Origin of the sequence: Streptomyces sp. NPDC059989 (assembly GCF_042736975.1) — a bacterium.
Classification (GTDB): domain Bacteria; phylum Actinomycetota; class Actinomycetes; order Streptomycetales; family Streptomycetaceae; genus Streptomyces.
Genome location: NZ_JBHWUO010000054.1, coordinates 26,997 through 44,663 on the forward strand (window position 1 = coordinate 26,997; position 17,667 = coordinate 44,663).

Genomic DNA, 17,667 nt, shown 5'->3' on the forward strand with positions numbered 1-17,667 from the left:
TCCTCGGTCAGTGTCGACGATCTGTTCACGCGGGAGTCTAGGGCCTGCTCACACGGGGTGGGGTTATCCCCCGTTCACAGCACCCCGGCCACCCCATGGCATCGGCGGCCCGGGCTTGGCAGGCTGTGCCGCATGACCATGAGCCAGGGCATCCCCGACAGCGACCGTCCGCCCCCCGTCCGAGCCGTCTTCAGCGCCCTGACGTGGAAGGAGATCGCCCATCTGGTGAGCAACATGCCCGTGGCGATCGTCGGATTCGTTTACACGGTTGTCATGGTTTCGGTCGCGGGCGGTCTGTCCGTGACCGCGGTGGGACTTCCCTTGCTCGCATGTGGTCTCTATTTGTCTCGGCAGTTGGGACGGCTGGAGCGGGCACGCGCCCGGGTGCTGCTGGGCGTGCGGGTGGAGGAGCCCAGTCCGATTCCCGGCCCGAAGCGGGCCGGCGGGTTCTTCCCCTGGCTGTGGACGAGCATCAAGGATCCGGTCGGCTGGCGGACGGTGCTGTACGAGCTGGTCCGGCTGCCGTGGGGAGTCTTCACCTTCACGGTAGTCCTGACCGGCCTGTTCGTGCTGTGGCCGGTGCTGCCGTACGTGGTGCGGATGCTGGCGAACGCGGACCGCGCGATGGTACGGGGGCTGCTGTCGCCCGTCGACGAGCTGGAGCGGCGGATCGCCGAGCTGGAGTCCGACCGGGGCGTGGTGGTCGACACCGCGGCGGCCGACCTGCGGCGCATCGAACGGGATCTGCACGACGGGGCGCAGGCGCGGCTGGTGGCGCTGGCCATGGGGCTGGGCCTGGCGAAGGAGAAGCTGCTGGAGGACCCGGAGGGCGCGGCGGCGATGGTCGACGAGGCCCACGGGGAGGTGAAGCTGGCGCTGCAGGAGCTGCGGGACCTCGCGCGCGGAATCCATCCGGCGGTGCTGACCGACCGGGGCCTGGACGCGGCGCTGTCGTCGGTGGCTTCGCGGTGCGTGGTGCCGGTGAAGGTGGCGGTGGACCTGCCGGCGCGGCCGGCGGAGGCGATCGAGGGGATCGCGTACTTCGTGGTGTCGGAGCTGCTGCAGAACGTGAGCAAGCACGCGGAGGCGCGGGGCGCGAGCGTGGAGGTGTGGCGGGCGGGGGCGCGGCTGCTGATCCGGGTGTCGGACGACGGTCGGGGCGGGGCCTCTGCCGCCGGGGGCAGCGGGCTGGCGGGGCTGGCCGAGCGGCTGGGTGCCGTGGACGGGGTGCTCGTGGTGGTCTCTCCGGAGGGGGAGGGGACGGTGGTGACGGCGGAGCTGCCGTGGCGCGACCGCGCGGGGGCGGGGGTTGGGCGGGGCTAAGCCCCGGGCCCCCTGTATTTGCTGATCGGGACTCCCGTCCGGGGTTGGGCGGGGGTCCCTTGGCGTGGGGTGGGGGTGCGGGTGGTCGGTGCCCTGCGGGCCGCCTCCCGGGGCTCCGCCCCGGACCCCGCGCCTCAAACGCCGGCGAGGCTGGAATTGGCGCGGGTGATCCGTGCCCTGCCGGCCACATCCCAGGGCTCCGCCCCAGACCCCGCGCCTCAAACGCCGGCGAGGCTGAACGCGCCCCGGGGTGGGGTTAACCCCCCGGTGGACAGGCCGACTCGCCGCATGGTTCGGGGTGGGTGGGGGCGGCAGGGTTGAGGGGTACGGGTAGACGGAAGGGCGGGTCGGGATCATGGACAACGGCATGGGCGCGGGCACCGGCACGGGCACCGGCGGGGGGATCGGCGCGGTGTTGCGGGCGCCCGTCGAGGGGCGGACCTGGCGCGAGTTCGGGTACCTGCTGATCGGGCTGCCGCTGAGCACCCTGTACTTCTCGCTCGCGATCACCGGCCTGAGCCTCGGCGCCGGGCTGCTCGTCACCTTCCTCGGCGTTCCGGTCCTCGCCGGCATGCTCGCCATGTGCCGCGGGTTCGGCCACCTGGAGCGGGCCCGGGTCCGTACCCTCCTCGGGACCGACATCCCCGACCCCGCGCCCGTCCGCGCCAAGAAGAGCGGGGCCCTCTCCGCCATGGGGGCGCTGCTCAAGAGCGGGAGCGCCTGGCGGCACGTGCTGTACTCCGTGATCCACTTCCCGTGGGCGGTGTTCGGCTTCTGCGTGGCACTGACGTTCTGGGCGTACGGGTGGGGCTTCCTGCTGTACCCGCTCTGGTTCTGGGTCTTCCCGGCCTACACCGACCAGTCCGGGCTCATGGTCTTCAACAACGGCGACTACGCCCTCACCCTCGACTCCCCCGTGGAAATCCTGCTCACGTCCCTCGTCGGTCTCGCGCTCACCCTCGCCGCTCCCTGGGTGTTCCGGGCCCTGACCACCGTCGACCGGGTCATGGTCGGCGGGCTGCTCGGGCCGTCCCGCCTGGCGACCCGCGTCACCGAGCTGGAGTCCGACCGGGGCGTGGTGGTCGACACCGCGGCGGCCGACCTGCGGCGCATCGAACGGGATCTGCACGACGGGGCGCAGGCCCGCCTGGTCGCGCTCGCCATGGACCTGGGGCTGGCCAAGGAGAAGCTGGCGGAGGACCCGCAGGCCGCGGCCCGCATGGTGGACGAGGCCCACGGAGAGGTGAAGATCGCCCTCCAGGAGCTGCGGGACCTCGCGCGCGGGATCCACCCGGCGGTCCTGACCGACCGGGGTCTGGACGCGGCGCTGTCCGCGGTGTCCTCGCGCTGCGCCGTGCCGGTACGGGTGGCCGTGGATCTCCCGGGGCGGCCGGCGGCGGCGATCGAGGGGATCGCGTACTTCACGGTCTCGGAGCTGCTCCAGAACATCAGCAAGCACGCCATGGCCCGCTCGGCCTCGGTGGACGTGTGGAAGTCCGGGGAGCGGCTGCTGATCCAGGTCGCCGACGACGGGCGGGGCGGGGCGAGCACCCGGTCCGGTTCGGGGCTGGCGGGGCTGGCGGAGCGGCTGGACTCGGTGGACGGGGTGCTGGTCGTCGACTCCCCCGCGGGCGGCGGAACCACCGTCACCGCCGAGCTCCCGTGGCGGGCGTAGGCCCCCACCCGGATACACGCACAAAGCCTTCCACTGGACCACCCGCACGACCCCCGCGAGGGAAAACTCCCGCCGTGCGCCCACTCGTTGCCCCGGCTCTGCCTTGATCGTGCTTTGAGGCTGGGATGCTTGGCTGAGTCAGGGAGTGCGGGAACGAGTGGACGCGGGAGCTGCAGAGACGTGGAAGACAGGGTGCGGGTGGTCATCGCCGAGGATTCAGTGCTGCTGCGTGAGGGCCTGACCCGGCTGCTGACCGACCGGGGGCATGACGTCGTTGCGGGCGTCGGGGACGCGGAAGCCCTGATCAAGACGGTGGCGGAGCTGGCGGCGGAGGACGCGCTGCCGGACGTGGTGGTGGCCGATGTGCGGATGCCGCCGACGCACACCGACGAGGGCGTGCGGGCCGCCGTACGGCTGCGGCGCGACTACCCCGGGATCGGGGTGCTCGTGCTGTCGCAGTACGTCGAGGAGCAGTACGCCACCGAACTCCTGGCCGGTTCCAGCACCGGGGTGGGGTACCTGCTCAAGGACCGGGTGGCCGAGGTACGGGAATTCCTGGACGCGGTGGTACGGGTGGCCAGGGGCGGTACCGCCCTGGACCCGGAGGTCGTCGCCCAGCTCCTCGGCCGGAGCCGGAAGCAGGACGTGCTGGCGGGGCTGACGCCTCGGGAGCGCGAGGTGCTCGGGCTGATGGCCGAGGGCCGCACGAATTCGGCCGTGGCCAAGCAGCTGGTCGTCAGCGACGGCGCGGTGGAGAAGCACGTCAGCAACATCTTCATGAAACTGGGGCTGTCGCCGAGTGATGGGGATCACCGGCGTGTTCTGGCCGTTCTCACCTACCTGAAATCTTGATCGACTGACACTCTGTCAGATACGGCAGTTACGGCAAACCGGTCGGCCGTCTCAAGGGGCGGTCCGACGGTCCAGAATGTGGTCGCCCCCTGGGACGAGCACCCTGCGGACGTAGGGTGGGTCCTGTGGGGGTGCCCACGCCTCGAAGGAGGTCCAGTTCAGTGACCAGCCAGGTCAGTAGCCCAGCCGAGCAGGCCGACGGGGCTGGGGGTGCGGTTGTCGGTGGACAGCGCACTCCGGCGAGCCCGGGCGGCAAGGAAGTACGTCGCCTCGATCGTGTGATCATCCGATTCGCGGGTGACTCGGGTGACGGTATGCAACTCACCGGTGACCGGTTCACCTCGGAAACGGCATCCTTCGGCAACGACCTCTCGACGCTGCCGAACTTCCCCGCCGAGATCCGGGCACCCGCCGGAACCCTCCCCGGCGTGTCTTCCTTCCAGCTCCACTTCGCCGACCACGACATCCTGACCCCCGGCGACGCGCCGAACGTGCTGGTCGCGATGAATCCGGCCGCCCTGAAGGCGAACATCGCCGACGTGCCGCGCGGCGCGGAGATCATCATCAATACCGATGAGTTCACCAAGCGCCCCATGGCCAAGGTCGGCTACGAGACCTCGCCGCTCGAAGACGGCTCGCTGGACGCCTACAACCTGCATCCGGTGCCGCTCACGACGCTGACGGTCGAGGCGCTGAAGGACTTCGGGCTGACCCGCAAGGAGGCCGAGCGCAGCAAGAACATGTTCGCGCTGGGCCTGCTGAGCTGGATGTACCACCGGCCCACGGAGGGCACGGAGGCGTTCCTGCGGCAGAAGTTCGCGAAGAAGCCGGACATCGCCGAGGCGAACATCGTCGCCTTCCGGGCCGGCTGGAACTTCGGCGAGACCACCGAGGACTTCGCGGTCTCCTACGAGGTCGCCCCGGCCAGCAAGGCCTTCCCCACCGGCACCTACCGCAACATCTCCGGGAACCTGGCCCTCGCCTACGGGCTGGTCGCGGCCGCCCAGCAGGCGGATCTGCCGCTCTACCTGGGCTCCTACCCGATCACCCCGGCCTCGGACATCCTGCACGAGCTGTCCAAGCACAAGAACTTCGGCGTACGGACCTTCCAGGCCGAGGACGAGATCGCCGGCATCGGCGCGGCGCTGGGGGCGGCCTTCGGCGGCGCGCTCGGCGTCACCACCACCTCCGGGCCCGGCGTGGCGCTGAAGTCCGAGACGATCGGCCTGGCGGTCTCGCTGGAGCTGCCGCTGCTGATCGTGGACATCCAGCGCGGCGGCCCCTCCACCGGCCTGCCGACCAAGACCGAGCAGGCCGACCTGCTGCAGGCCATGTTCGGCCGCAACGGCGAGGCCCCCGTCCCGATCGTCGCGCCCCGCACCCCGGCGGACTGCTTCGAGGCGGCCCTCGACGCGGCCCGGATCGCGCTGACCTACCGGACGCCGGTCTTCCTGCTCTCCGACGGCTACCTCGCCAACGGATCGGAGCCCTGGAAGATCCCCGAGGTGGCGGACCTGCCCGACCTGAAGACGCAGTTCGCCACCGGCCCGAACCACGCCCTCGCCGACGGCACCGAGGTGTTCTGGCCCTACAAGCGGGACCCGGAGACCCTGGCCCGCCCGTGGGCCGTCCCCGGCACCCCCGGCCTCGAACACCGCATCGGCGGCATCGAGAAGCAGGACGGCACCGGCAACATCTCGTACGACCCGGCCAACCACGACCTGATGGTCCGCACCCGGCAGGCCAAGATCGACGGCATCGTGGTGCCGGACCTGGAGGTCGACGACCCGGACGGGGCCCGCACGCTCGTCCTGGGCTGGGGCTCCACGTACGGCCCGATCACCGCCGCCGTGCGCCGGCTGCGCCTCGTCGGCAGCCCCATCGCGCAGGCCCACCTGCGCCACCTGAACCCCTTCCCGAGGAATCTCGGAGAGGTCCTGAAGCGTTACGACAAGGTAGTGGTGCCGGAGATGAACCTCGGGCAGCTGGCCACCCTGATCCGGGCGAGGTACTTGGTCGACGCCCAGTCGTACAACCAGGTCAACGGAATGCCCTTCAAGGCGGAGCAGCTCGCGAAGGTCCTCAAGGAGGCCATCAATGACTGAGGTGACCGACTCCCCGCACCTGCTGTCCCTGGTGCCCAAGGCCGAGGCCAAGCAGTCGATGAAGGACTTCAAGTCGGACCAGGAGGTCCGATGGTGCCCCGGCTGTGGCGACTACGCCGTGCTGGCGGCCGTGCAGGGCTTCATGCCCGAGCTGGGGCTGGCGAAGGAGAACATCGTCTTCGTCTCCGGAATCGGCTGCTCCAGCCGCTTCCCGTACTACATGAACACCTACGGGATGCACTCCATCCACGGCCGCGCCCCGGCCATCGCGACCGGGCTGGCCACTTCGCGCCGCGATCTGTCGGTCTGGGTCGTGACGGGTGACGGCGACGCGCTGTCCATCGGCGGCAACCACCTCATCCACGCCCTGCGGCGCAACGTCAACCTCAAGATCCTGCTGTTCAACAACCGGATCTACGGGCTGACCAAGGGCCAGTACTCCCCCACCTCCGAGCTCGGCAAGATCACCAAGTCGACCCCGATGGGCTCGCTGGACGCGCCCTTCAACCCGGTCTCGCTCGCGATCGGGGCCGAGGCCTCGTTCGTGGCCCGCACCGTCGACTCGGACCGCAAGCACCTCACCGAGGTGCTGCGCCAGGCCGCCGACCACCAGGGCACGGCGCTGGTGGAGATCTACCAGAACTGCAACATCTTCAACGACGGCGCCTTCGAGGTCCTCAAGGACAACGACCAGGCCCAGGAGGCCGTGATCCGGCTGGAGCACGGGCAGCCGATCCGCTTCGGGGCCGGTCTCCACAAGGGCGTCGTCCGCGACCCCGCCACCGGTGACCTGGAGGTCGTCGAGGTCACGCCGGAGAACGAGTCGCGGATCCTGGTCCACGACGCGCACAGCGCCGGCCCCACCACGGCCTTCGCGCTGTCCCGCCTGGCCGACCCCGACACCCTGCACCAGACCCCCATCGGGGTCTTCCGCAGCGTGGAGCGGCCGGTGTACGACACGCTCATGGCCGACCAGCTCGACGCCGCCATCGACCAGAAGGGCAAGGGCGACCTCGGCGCCCTGCTGAGCGGCAACGACACCTGGACCGTCGTCGGCTGACCGATCGCCCCGACGTCCCTCCCCCGAAGCCCGGATCCCCAGCGGATCCGGGCTTCGGCGCGTCTCTCATGCACACCCCTCGAACACCTCGAAGCACTTTCTAAAAGTTAGCGCTTACCGTAGGGTGGTGTTACCGCACAGCGCCGCCGCACGAGGAGAGCAATCATGAGCATCGTCGTCACCGCAGCCACCGGAGCCCTCGGCCGTCTCGTCGTCGACGAGCTGCTGGACCGGGTCCCCGCCGACCGCCTCGCCGTCGTCGTCCGCGACAAGGACAAGGCCGCCGACCTGGCCGAGCGCGGCGTCGAGGTCCGCGTCGCCGACTACGGCGACCCGGCGGCCCTGGCCGCCGCCTTCCGGGCCGGGGACCGGGTCCTGCTGATCTCCGGCAACGAGATCGGGCGCCGCGTCGCCCAGCACACCGCCGTACTGGAGGCCGCACAGGCCGCGGGCGTGGCGCAGCTCGCCTACACCGGCATCCTCGGCGGCCCCGAGGCGGACTTCGACCTGGCCGCCGAGCACACGGCCACCGAGCAGGCCGTCCTCGACTCCGGAATCCCGTACACCTTCCTGCGCAACGGCTGGTACCACGAGAACTACACCCGCGACCTGGCCACCCACCTGGAGCACGGCGCGATCGTGGCCAGCTCGGGCGAGGGCCGGGTCGCGAGCGCCGCGCGGGCCGACTACGCGGCCGCCGCGGCCGTGGTGCTCACCGGCGAGGGCCACCTGAACCGGGTCTACGAGCTCTCCGGCGACACCGCCTGGAGCCTGAAGGAGTACGCGGCGGAGCTGTCGGCGCAGAGCGGCAAGGAGATCGCGCACGCCGAGGTGCCGGCGGACGAGCACCGGGCGATCCTGACCGGCGCCGGGGTCCCCGAGGGCTTCGCGGCGATCCTCGTCGACGTGGACGCGGCGATCGCGCGCGGCCGGCTGGCGGGGACCAGCGGGGACCTGGCCCGCCTCATCGGCCGGCCCACGACCCCGGTGTCCGAGGCGATCACCGCCGCCCTCGCCTGAGCCCCGCCACGCAAGCCCCTGAAGATGTCATGAGTATCTCCACCTGACGGGCATGACATCCGGCCCGTGCGGCGCTACCGTCATGAAGTTGGCTGGATGTCGTACAGGAGGCCCCGTGAAGGCGGAGAACGAGCAGCGCACGGGTTTGCTCTACGGATTCGGCGCATACGGACTGTGGGGGCTCGTTCCGCTCTTCTGGCCGCTGCTGAGGCCGTCCGGGGCCGTCGAGATCCTCGCCCACCGCATGGTGTGGTCCCTGGCCGTGGTCGGGCTGGCGCTGCTCGCGCTGCGCCGCTGGGGCTGGATACGGGAGCTGGTGCGCCAGCCCCGCAAGCTCGGGCTGACCACGCTGGCCGCCTCGGTGATCAGCGTGAACTGGGGCCTGTACATCTGGTCCGTCAACAACGGCCACGTCGTCGAGGCGAGCCTGGGCTACTTCATCAACCCGCTGGTCAGCATCGCGATCGGCGTGCTGGTGCTGGGTGAGCGGCTGCGCCGCGTGCAGTGGGCGGCGGTCGGCATCAGCTTCATCGCCGTGCTCGTGCTCGCCATCGGCTACGGGCGGCCGCCGTGGATCTCGCTGATCCTGGCCTGCTCCTTCGCCACGTACGGGCTGATCAAGAAGAAGCTGAACATGGGCGGCCTGGAGTCGCTGACCGCCGAGACCGCCGTGCTCTTCCTGCCCGCCCTCGGCTACCTGCTCTGGCTGGGCGCGCAGGGCGAGTCCAGCTTCGCCGCTCACGGCGTCGGCCACTCCCTGCTGCTGGCCGCGACCGGGCTGGTCACCGCGATCCCGCTGGTGTTCTTCGGGGCGGCGGCGATCCGGGTCCCGCTGTCCACCCTCGGGCTGCTCCAGTACATGGCCCCGGTCTTCCAGTTCGGGCTCGGAGTCCTCTACTTCCACGAGGCCATGCCGCCCGAGCGCTGGGCCGGCTTCTCCCTGGTGTGGGCCGCGCTCGCCCTCCTGACCTGGGACGCGCTGCGTACGGCGCGGCAGTCCCGGGCCCGGCTCGACGTGCCGGCCCCGGCGGTCGGGGCCCCGGCCCGCGAGCCCGCGTAAAGGACGGCGCCTCAGCGCCCACTCGACCCACACGATCCCCGCCACGGAACTCCCGTGGCGGGGATCGTCCGTTTTTCGAACTGCCCTGACCGAATTCTGGTCTTGACGGACAGTCATACTCTCGCTGAACATCAGGCTCGCACAGACGCACGATCGCTCACCTGCTCTATCCCCACTCGTTCCGTCAAATCCCCGCGGAATCCCGGAGCCCCCACATGAGCCTGTCCGTCTCCCGGCGCCTCGCTGCCGTGACCGCCCTCGCGGTCGCGGGCCTGTTCGCCGCCACCACTCCCGCCGCGCTCGCCGCCCCCACGGCGGCCAACGCGGCGCCCACGCCGCCCGACATTCCGCTGGCCAACGTCAAGGCCCACCTGTCGCAGCTCTCGACGATCGCCGCCAACAACGGCGGCAACCGAGCCCACGGCAAGGCCGGCTACAAGGCCTCGATCGACTACGTGAAGGCCAAGCTGGACGCGGCGGGCTTCACCACCACCCTCCAGACCTTCACCTCCAGCGGCGCCACCGGCTACAACCTGATCGCCGACTGGCCCGGCGGAGACCCCAACTCGGTCCTGATGTCCGGCTCGCACCTGGACTCGGTGTCCGCGGGCGCCGGCATCAACGACAACGGCTCCGGCAGCGCCGCGGTCCTGGAGGCCGCGCTCGCCGTGTCCCGGGCGGGCCTCCAGCCGACGAAGCACCTGCGCTTCGGCTGGTGGGGCGCGGAGGAGCTGGGCCTGATCGGCTCGAAGTACTACGTCAACAACCTGCCGGCCGCCGAGAAGGCGAAGATCTCCGGCTACCTGAACTTCGACATGATCGGCTCGCCGAACCCGGGCTACTTCGTCTACGACGACGACCCGACGATCGAGCAGACCTTCAAGAACTACTACGCGGGCCTCGGCATCCCGACCGAGATCGAGACGGAAGGCGACGGCCGCTCCGACCACGCCCCCTTCAAGAACGCCGGCATACCGGTCGGCGGCCTGTTCTCGGGCGCCGACTACACCAAGACGGCGGCCCAGGCGCAGAAGTGGGGCGGCACCTCCGGTCAGGCCTTCGACCGCTGCTACCACTCCTCCTGCGACAACCTGTCGAACATCAACGACACCGCCCTGGACCGCAACGCCGACGCCATCGCCTACGCGATCTGGAACCTCGGCGCGGCCACCCCGGTCCCGCCCGGCCCGTCCTTCGAGAACACCTCGGACGTGAACATCCCGGACTCCCCGGCCGCCGCGGTGAACTCGCCGATCACGGTCTCCGGGGTCACGGGCAACGCGCCCGCCACCACCAAGGTCGACGTGAACATCGTCCACACCTACCGCGGTGACCTGGTGGTCGACCTGGTCGCCCCGGACGGCACGGTCTACAACCTGCACAACAAGACCGGCGGCAGCGCCGACAACCTCGTGCAGTCGTACACCGTCAACGCCTCCAGCGAGGTCGCGAACGGCGTCTGGAAGCTCCAGGTCAAGGACACGGCGGCGCAGGACGTCGGCTACATCAACAGCTGGAAGATCACTTTCTGAGTGACGCGTCGGGCTGCGGGTCCTGGATACGGGCCCGCAGCTCCTCGGCCACCGCCGCGACGTCCGCGCGGCCCAGCTTCGCCGCCTCGACCAGATCGCCGAGCACCTCCGGCGAGGGCAGCTGCTTGGCCCCGGCCACGCGCAGGTACGAGCGGGTCGCGGCGGCCGCGTAGAACTCGTTCATCGGCGATTCCAGCGCCGGGCACACCGCGAGGGTGTGCAGAAACGCGGCGGCCCGCCACGCGGTGTCCGGGGCGGGCTGTTCGGGCACCAGGACGAGGTCGTTCTGGTGCCGGGCGACCGCGGCGGCCACCCCGGAGGGGTCCCATACGGCGGGATCGGACGGGAGATGGTGGGCCAGAGCGGTCCAGGCCCACTCCATGGTGATCTTCAATTGCCGAACCGCTCCTGGAAGTAGCTCCAGTGGTCGGCGAACTCCTCGATGCCGGACAGGAAGTTCTTCCGGTCGTCGTCCAGTTCGCGTTCCGTGACCTCGGTGATCAGCGCGGTGACCGTCGTCCCCAACGCCGCCGCGCGCGCCTTCAGGCGTTCGTGGAACTCTTCGTCCAGGCGGATGGTGACGTGTCTCGACATGGCATCCACCGTACAGCGGCGGTGCTGTACGCAGGAGCGGAACGGCGGAAGGGTGGCCCGGGACACAGGTCCCGGGCCACCCTTCCGCCGATTGCGGCCGCCTCGCGGCTACTTCGCGGCTACTTCGCGGCGTCCGCCGTCTTCACCAGCTGGTCCTTGGTGACCGCGCCGACGTAGACCTTGCCGTCGTCCGTGATCAGGGCGTTGACCAGGCGGGTCGACAGGACCCGGCCCTCGCCGAACTTACCGGTGACCTTGTCCCCGAGGGAGTTCAGGAAGTCCTTGGCGGGCTTCGGGGCGTTCTTGTCGTTCTCCAGGTCCTTGAGGCTCTTGCCCGCGCCGGTCTCGATCTGCGCGACCGTCGCCCAGCCCTCGCCGAGCACCTTCACATCGCCCTTGCCGTCGGCTCCGCCGGTCAGGCCGCCGAGGCCCGGGAAGGACTCCAGCGCCTTCAGGTGCTCGTCCTCCTTGGCCTTGCCGTGCTCCTTGCCCTTCTCGCCGGGGCCGTCCGTGCCCTCGCTCACCTTCGCGCCCTTGGGCGGGGTGAAGGCGAAGGTGTCGGCGGACGGCTTGGCGAAGTCGACCTTGGTGAAGCCCGCGTCCACGATCGGCTTGCCGCCCTGGGAGGACAGCAGCTGCACGCGCAGCGGCACGCCGTTCTTGGCGTCCACCGCGATCTGGACCGAACCGACCGTGGAACCGCTCTGCTTGGGCTTGAGCACCAGCTGGTAGGCGTCCCGCCCGGCCACCTGCGCGGTGTCGCCGACGCTGACGTCCGTGGTCGTGCCGGCGGCCTTCAGGACGTCCTGGGCCAGCTGCTGGGGCGAGGCGGCGAGCCGCTCGTCCGCCTTGTGCCCGCCCTGTCCCGCGTTCTTCTCGTGGAAGACCTCGTTCGACTTGGAGGCGTAGCCCCACACGTCGTCGCCGTTGTGGATGAGGCTGTACTCGTCCTTGCCGTCCAGGAAGGTGAGCTTCTGCCGGTCCGGGCCGTCGGCGGCGACGCGGACGGTGTGCGTACCGTTCGCCAGCTGCGCCACCTTCTCCTCCGGGTTGGCGGAGCCGGTCGCGACGCCACCGCCGCCCAGCAGGCCGCTCGCGATCTTCGGCAGGCCCAGGTCGGTGCTGATCCTGGCCGTGCCGGACAGCTCCTGTACGTCCGAGGCCGCGATCTTCGCGATCAGCTGCTGCGCCGTCACCTTCGGCAGGTCGGGTCCGCCGGCGTTGGCGAAGGCCGGGACCATCGCGACGGTCGCCGCGGCCACACCTGCCACCGCAACCGGTACGGCGTACCGGGCGACCTTGCGAGAAGTCTTCGTGTTCGCTGCCATGTCAGTGCCCTGCCCTCTGTGTCGACGGCGGCGACCCCCGTGTCGCCGCGCTCACCCGATCTGGTGGGGTTGATGACTCCATCTGACCAAATCGGCGGCGCCGGGGCGTCAGCCCCCGGAAGCAACTGCGCGTACGACCGTGGGATGACACGGAACGGGCCCTCCTCCCCCGACCCGTAGGGGTCGCGGGGCGGAAGGGCCCGTTCCTCTCTCATGTGGCAGAGGCCGCCGCGCAGGTCGTCGCGGGCGGCCGTGCCGGACGCGGCGTCAGCCGGCCCGGTGCACCACCGCGTCGCACAGCTCCTCCAGAGCCGACTTCGCGAAGCACTCCGGCAGCGGCGCGAGCGTGGCCCGCGCCTCCTCGGCGTAGCGGATGGTGTCGCGGCGGGCCTGCTCCAGGGCGGGGTGCGCCCGCAGCCGGGTCAGCACCTCGGCGTGGCGGGCGTCGTCCGTCAGGTCGCCGTCCAAGAGCTCCACGAGCTCCAGGTCCTCCGCCCGGCCGTCGCGGGCGGCCATCTCGCGCAGCCGCAGCACGGGCAGGGTCGGGATGCCCTCGCGCAGGTCGGTGCCCGGGGTCTTGCCGGACTCGTGCGCGTCGGAGGCGATGTCCAGGACGTCGTCGGCGAGCTGGAAGGCGGTGCCGAGCCGCTCGCCGTACTGGGTCAGGATGTCGACGACCGACTCGTCGGCGCCGGACATCAGCGCGCCGAAGCGGCCGGAGACGGCGATCAGCGAGCCGGTCTTGCCGGCGATGACGTCGAGGTAGTGCTCGACCGGGTCGCGGCCGTCGCGCGGGCCGGCCGTCTCCAGGATCTGACCCGTCACCAGCCGCTCGAAGGCCTCGGCCTGGATGCGGACGGCTTCCGGCCCGAGGTCGGCCAGGATGTGCGAGGCGCGGGCGAACAGGAAGTCACCCGTCAGGACGGCCACCGAGTTGCCCCAGCGGGCGTTGGCGCTCTCCACCCCACGGCGTACGTCCGCCTCGTCCATGACGTCGTCGTGGTAGAGGGTCGCCAGGTGCGTGAGCTCCACGACCACCGCCGACGGCACGATTCCGGGCGCGTAGGGATCGCCGAACCGGGACGCCAGCATCACCAGCAGCGGGCGGAAACGCTTGCCTCCGGCACGCACCAGATGCTGTGCGGCCTCGGTGATGAAGGGGACTTCGCTCTTGGTGGCCTCCAGCAGACCCGCCTCGACGGCGGCCAGTCCGGCCTGGACATCGGTCTCAAGAGCCTGGTCCCGCACGCTCAGTCCGAACGGCCCGACGACGGTCACGAGGGGTACTCCTGTCTGCTGACGATCACGCTGACGATCACCTGGATTGTCGATGTGTCGCTGCCATCACTCAAGCCAGCGTATCGGGTCTGTTTTCGATCACCGAGAGCGCCTGTCCGGTCGCCACCCGCGCAGCGTCCGAAGCGCACCGGTATGTTCTTGAGGAGCCGAAACAACCGGAGAATACGTTTTGTCCAGAACTGCGACCGATATAGAGGAACCCGCGGATCCCGAGGCGGACCAGCCGCCACCCCGCGACGACCACGCCTTCCTCGGCCACCCCCGGGGCCTCGCCACCCTGTCGGGACTGGAGGTCTGGGAGCGCTTCTCGTTCCTGGGCATGCAGGCCATCCTCGTCCTCTACTTCGCGGACGCGGTGGCCAACGGCGGCCTCGGGATGAACCCGGGCACCGCGGCCTCCGTCTCGGCGGCCTACGGGACCATGGTCTACCTCGTCTCCGTCGCCGGCGGATGGCTCGCCGACCGCATCCTCGGTTCGTACCGCGCCGTGCTCTGGGGCGGCATCCTCATCGCCTGCGGTCACTACGCCATGGCCGTGCCGACCGCCGCCATGACGTGGGTCGGCCTCGGCCTGATCAGCGCGGGCACCGGCCTGCTCAAGCCGAACGTGGCCAGCATGGTCGGCAAGCTCTACCGGACGGACGACGACCGCCGCGACGCCGGCTTCGCCCTCTACTACATGGGCATCAACATCGGCGCCTTCGCCGGACCGCTGATCACCGGCTGGCTCGGCGAGCACCAGGGCTGGCACTGGGGGTTCTCGGCCGCCGCCATCGGCATGACGGCCGGCCTGATCCAGTACGTCCTGGGCCGCCGCCATCTGGCCGGACGCAAGCATTCCGCCGAATTCGCCCTTGCCCCCGACGCGATGCGCTCGGCCGTGACGAAGATCATCATCGGCTGCCTCGCCTTCGGGGTGCTCGCCACCGCCCTGGCGGCCGCCGGCTGGCTGACCATGGCCCGCTTCGTCGACCTCCTCACCCTCGTCTCGGTGATCGCCCCGGTCGTCTACTTCGCGATCATGTTCCGCAGCCCCCGGGTGACGTCCGAGGAGCGCGGGCGGCTGCGCCCGTACGTCGTCCTGTTCCTGGCCTCGGTCGCCTTCAACTTCATCCTCTTCCAGGCCTACTCGACGATGATGCTGCTCGCGTCGACCAACGCCCGGACCGAGATCCTCGGCTTCCACTTCCCGGCGAGCTGGTACGCCTCCGCGCTCGGCGCCTTCGAGGTGGCGCTGGCCCCGGTCGTCGCCGCGCTGTGGGTCCGCATGGGCCGCCGCCAGCCGCACGCCTCGAACAAGATCGCCATCGGCGTGATCCTGGGCGGCCTGTCCTTCCTGCTGATGATCATCCCGACCTCGGGGCACGGCGGGGACGCCTACCGCATGGCCGCCTGGTGGATCGTCGGCTCCTACCTGCTGCTCGGCCTCGGCGACATCCTCCTGGAGACCTCCGGCATGTCGGCCACCACCAAGCTCGCCCCCAAGGCCTTCAGCAGCCAGACCATGGCCCTGTGGTTCCTCTCCCTGGCGCTGGCCAACGGCATCCAGGCGCAAGTGGTGAAGCTCTACGGAGAGGTGTCCAACCCCGTGTACTTCGGCGTCAACGGCGGCATCGCGGTGGCGGTGGGCCTGGCCGTGATCGCCCTCGCGCCGTGGCTGCGGCGCACGATGCACCCCGTCCACTGAGGTTCCCTGAGGTGGTTGCCGAATGATCATCCGCACCGATTTCCCGTACGAGACCACCCGCGAGGATGTCCGGATCCCGCTGCCTGGGGGTACCTCCCGGACGGAGTCTGGGGGAGGGGTGGAGCTGTACGCCCGCGTCTGGCGCCCGGTGACCGACGAGCCCGTGCCGGCGCTGCTGGAGTACCTCCCGTACCGGCTCACCGACTGGACCGCGCCCCGCGACTGGCAGCGCCATCCCTGGTACGCGGGGCACGGCTACGCCTCCGTACGGGTGGACGTGCGCGGCCACGGGTGCAGCGGGGGCCGTCCCGGCGACGAGTACGACGCCCGCGAGCTCGCCGACGGGGTCGCGGTGGTGGAGTGGCTGGCGGCCCAGCCCTGGTGCACGGGGTCGGTCGGCATGTTCGGGATCTCCTGGGGCGGCTTCAACAGCCTCCAGATCGCCGCGCTGACCCCCGAGCCGCTGAAGGCGGTCGTCACCGTCTGCTCGACCGACGACCGGTACGACAACGACGTGCACTACATGGGCGGCTCGGTGCTGGCCGTCGACATGCACGCGTGGGCGGCGACCATGCTGGCCTTCGCCTCGCGCCCGCCGGACCCGCTGTACGCGGGCGAGGGCTGGCGCCGGCAGTGGCTGGACCGGCTGGAGGCCGTGGAGCCCCTGATCCACACCTGGCTCTCGCACCAGACCCGCGACGGCTACTGGCGCCACGGCAGCGTCTGCGAGGACTACTCGGCGATCGGCGCGGCGGTGCTCGCGGTGGGCGGCTGGCACGACCCCTACCGGGACACCGTGCTCCGCCTGGTGGAACACCTGGCGCCCTCCCGCGTCCGGGGGCTGATCGGACCGTGGTCCCACCAGTACCCGGACCGCGGACTGCCGCCGGGGCCGGCGATCGGCTTCCTCCAGGAGACCCTGCGCTGGTGGGACCACTGGCTCAAGGGCGTGGACAACGGCGTGATGGACGAGCCGCTGCTGCGCTCCTGGATCAGCGACTCGCACCCGCCGGCGACGGTGTACGAGGAACTGCCGGGCCGGTGGGTCGGGGACAAGGCCTGGCCCTCGCCGGCGGTCATCCCGGTCGTGTACGGGCTCCAGGGCGCGCCGGTGGCCGTCGCCTCCCCGCAGCACACCGGGCTCGACGCGGGCCGGTTCTTCCCCTTCGGCAACGACGCCGACCTGCCGCCGGACCAGCGGGAGGAGGACGCGAAGTCGGCCTGCTTCGAATTCCCGGTGGCGGAGGGGGAGCCGGTGGAGATCCTGGGCCGCCCCTCGGTGACCGTGCGTCTGCGCATGGACGTGCCGTACGGGCAGGTCGTGGCCCGGCTGTGCGATGTCGCCCCGGACGGGTCGTCGACGCTGGTGACGCGGGGCGCACTGAACCTCTCCGCCCGGCAGGGGCGGGACCGGGCGGTGCCGTGGCCAATGGGCGCGTACGAGGACGTCACCTTCGAGCTGAACGGCATCGGCCACGCCTTCGCGCCGGGCCACCGCATCCGGCTGGCCCTGTCCTCCGCGTACTGGCCGTGGATCTGGCCGCGGGCCGGCTCGGAGGCGGGCTGGACCCTGGACCCGGCGGGCAGCGAACTGACCCTGCCGGTGCGGGCGTCGTCCCGCGCGGACGAGGGGATCGTCTTCGAGGCGCCGGAGCAGTCGGAGCCGCTGGGGGTGGTCTTCCCGGAGACGCTGGACGAGCCGCGTCCGGAGCGGGTGGTCGTACGGGACGTCGCGCGCGGGACGTGGCGGCTGGAGGTGGACCCGCGGTACGGGGGCACGCGGGTGTACCCGGACGGCCTGGAGTACGGCGAGGACGCCACCGAGTCGTACGAGATCCAGGACGCGGACCCGCTGTCGGCCCGGACCCGCTCGGAGTGGCGGATCCGGCTCCACCGGCCCGAACTGGGCTGGGACGCGCGCGTCGAAACCCGCTCCGAGATCTCGTGCGACGAGGGCGGCTTCGTGACGTCGAACGAGGTGATCTGCCGGGAGGGGCGCGAGGTGGTCTTCCACCGCACGTGGGAACGCCGCCTCCCGCGCGCGGCGGGCTGAACCGCCCTACCGGGCGGCCCTGGGGCTCCGCCCCAGACCCCGCGCCTCAAACGCCGGCGGGGCTATGGATAGCCCCGCC

Annotated in this window: 14 protein-coding genes; 10 read left to right on the plus strand and 4 right to left on the minus strand. The window is 70.9% G+C overall.

What is annotated here, in order from left to right:
- Positions 1 to 132 precede the first annotated feature (132 nt).
- From ACFWBN_RS32975 to ACFWBN_RS33010, 8 genes are all read left to right on the plus strand, one after another.
- Positions 133 to 1,323, plus strand: coding sequence for a sensor histidine kinase (locus ACFWBN_RS32975; RefSeq protein ID WP_385183133.1), 1,191 nt, complete (start codon positions 133 to 135; stop codon positions 1,321 to 1,323).
- Positions 1,324 to 1,678: 355 nt separating this feature from the next.
- Positions 1,679 to 2,998: a sensor histidine kinase gene (locus tag ACFWBN_RS32980; protein WP_385183136.1), complete on the plus strand. Its 1,320-nt coding sequence runs from the start codon at positions 1,679 to 1,681 to the stop codon at positions 2,996 to 2,998.
- A gap of 192 nt (positions 2,999 to 3,190) precedes the next feature.
- Positions 3,191 to 3,850: a response regulator transcription factor gene (locus ACFWBN_RS32985; RefSeq protein ID WP_326593630.1), complete on the plus strand. Its 660-nt coding sequence runs from the start codon at positions 3,191 to 3,193 to the stop codon at positions 3,848 to 3,850.
- A gap of 161 nt (positions 3,851 to 4,011) precedes the next feature.
- Positions 4,012 to 5,955 carry a 2-oxoacid:acceptor oxidoreductase subunit alpha gene (locus tag ACFWBN_RS32990; RefSeq protein ID WP_385183140.1) on the plus strand — a complete coding sequence of 648 codons (1,944 nt, stop codon included), beginning with the start codon at positions 4,012 to 4,014 and terminating at the stop codon, positions 5,953 to 5,955.
- The gene (locus ACFWBN_RS32995; protein ID WP_385183143.1) at positions 5,948 to 7,015 is read left to right on the plus strand and encodes a 2-oxoacid:ferredoxin oxidoreductase subunit beta; all 1,068 of its coding nucleotides are present in this window, start codon (positions 5,948 to 5,950) and stop codon (positions 7,013 to 7,015) included. Before ACFWBN_RS32990 ends, ACFWBN_RS32995 begins: the two co-directional genes overlap by 8 nt.
- Before the next feature lie 165 nt (positions 7,016 to 7,180).
- Positions 7,181 to 8,035: an SDR family oxidoreductase gene (locus ACFWBN_RS33000; protein ID WP_385183146.1), complete on the plus strand. Its 855-nt coding sequence runs from the start codon at positions 7,181 to 7,183 to the stop codon at positions 8,033 to 8,035.
- Between the two features lie 115 nt (positions 8,036 to 8,150).
- Positions 8,151 to 9,095: an EamA family transporter RarD gene (gene rarD, locus ACFWBN_RS33005; RefSeq protein WP_385183149.1), complete on the plus strand. Its 945-nt coding sequence runs from the start codon at positions 8,151 to 8,153 to the stop codon at positions 9,093 to 9,095.
- 215 nt (positions 9,096 to 9,310) lie between these two features.
- Positions 9,311 to 10,627: a M28 family metallopeptidase gene (locus tag ACFWBN_RS33010; RefSeq protein ID WP_385183151.1), complete on the plus strand. Its 1,317-nt coding sequence runs from the start codon at positions 9,311 to 9,313 to the stop codon at positions 10,625 to 10,627.
- Here ACFWBN_RS33010 and ACFWBN_RS33015 read toward each other — a convergent pair.
- The 4 genes from ACFWBN_RS33015 to ACFWBN_RS33030 form a co-directional block, all read right to left on the minus strand.
- A complete protein-coding gene (locus ACFWBN_RS33015; protein ID WP_385183154.1) occupies positions 10,617 to 11,021 on the minus strand; it encodes a hypothetical protein in 405 nt (134 codons plus the stop codon). The two genes, ACFWBN_RS33010 and ACFWBN_RS33015, sit on opposite strands and share 11 nt — an antisense overlap.
- Positions 11,018 to 11,221, minus strand: a complete 204-nt coding sequence (locus tag ACFWBN_RS33020) for a hypothetical protein (protein ID WP_385183156.1) — start codon at positions 11,219 to 11,221, stop codon at positions 11,018 to 11,020. Before ACFWBN_RS33020 ends, ACFWBN_RS33015 begins: the two co-directional genes overlap by 4 nt.
- A gap of 119 nt (positions 11,222 to 11,340) precedes the next feature.
- Positions 11,341 to 12,549, minus strand: a complete 1,209-nt coding sequence (locus ACFWBN_RS33025) for an outer membrane lipoprotein carrier protein LolA (protein ID WP_385183159.1) — start codon at positions 12,547 to 12,549, stop codon at positions 11,341 to 11,343.
- A 267-nt stretch (positions 12,550 to 12,816) separates the two neighbouring features.
- The gene (locus ACFWBN_RS33030; RefSeq protein WP_385183162.1) at positions 12,817 to 13,827 is read right to left on the minus strand and encodes a polyprenyl synthetase family protein; all 1,011 of its coding nucleotides are present in this window, start codon (positions 13,825 to 13,827) and stop codon (positions 12,817 to 12,819) included.
- A gap of 190 nt (positions 13,828 to 14,017) precedes the next feature.
- On the opposite strand from ACFWBN_RS33030, the gene ACFWBN_RS33035 reads away from it, so the two are divergent.
- Entirely contained in the window at positions 14,018 to 15,535 is a 1,518-nt protein-coding gene (locus ACFWBN_RS33035; protein ID WP_385183165.1) for a peptide MFS transporter, read from the plus strand.
- 22 nt (positions 15,536 to 15,557) lie between these two features.
- Complete coding sequence (locus ACFWBN_RS33040) at positions 15,558 to 17,588, plus strand: CocE/NonD family hydrolase (RefSeq protein WP_385183168.1); 2,031 nt, start codon at positions 15,558 to 15,560, stop codon at positions 17,586 to 17,588.
- Positions 17,589 to 17,667 lie beyond the last annotated feature (79 nt).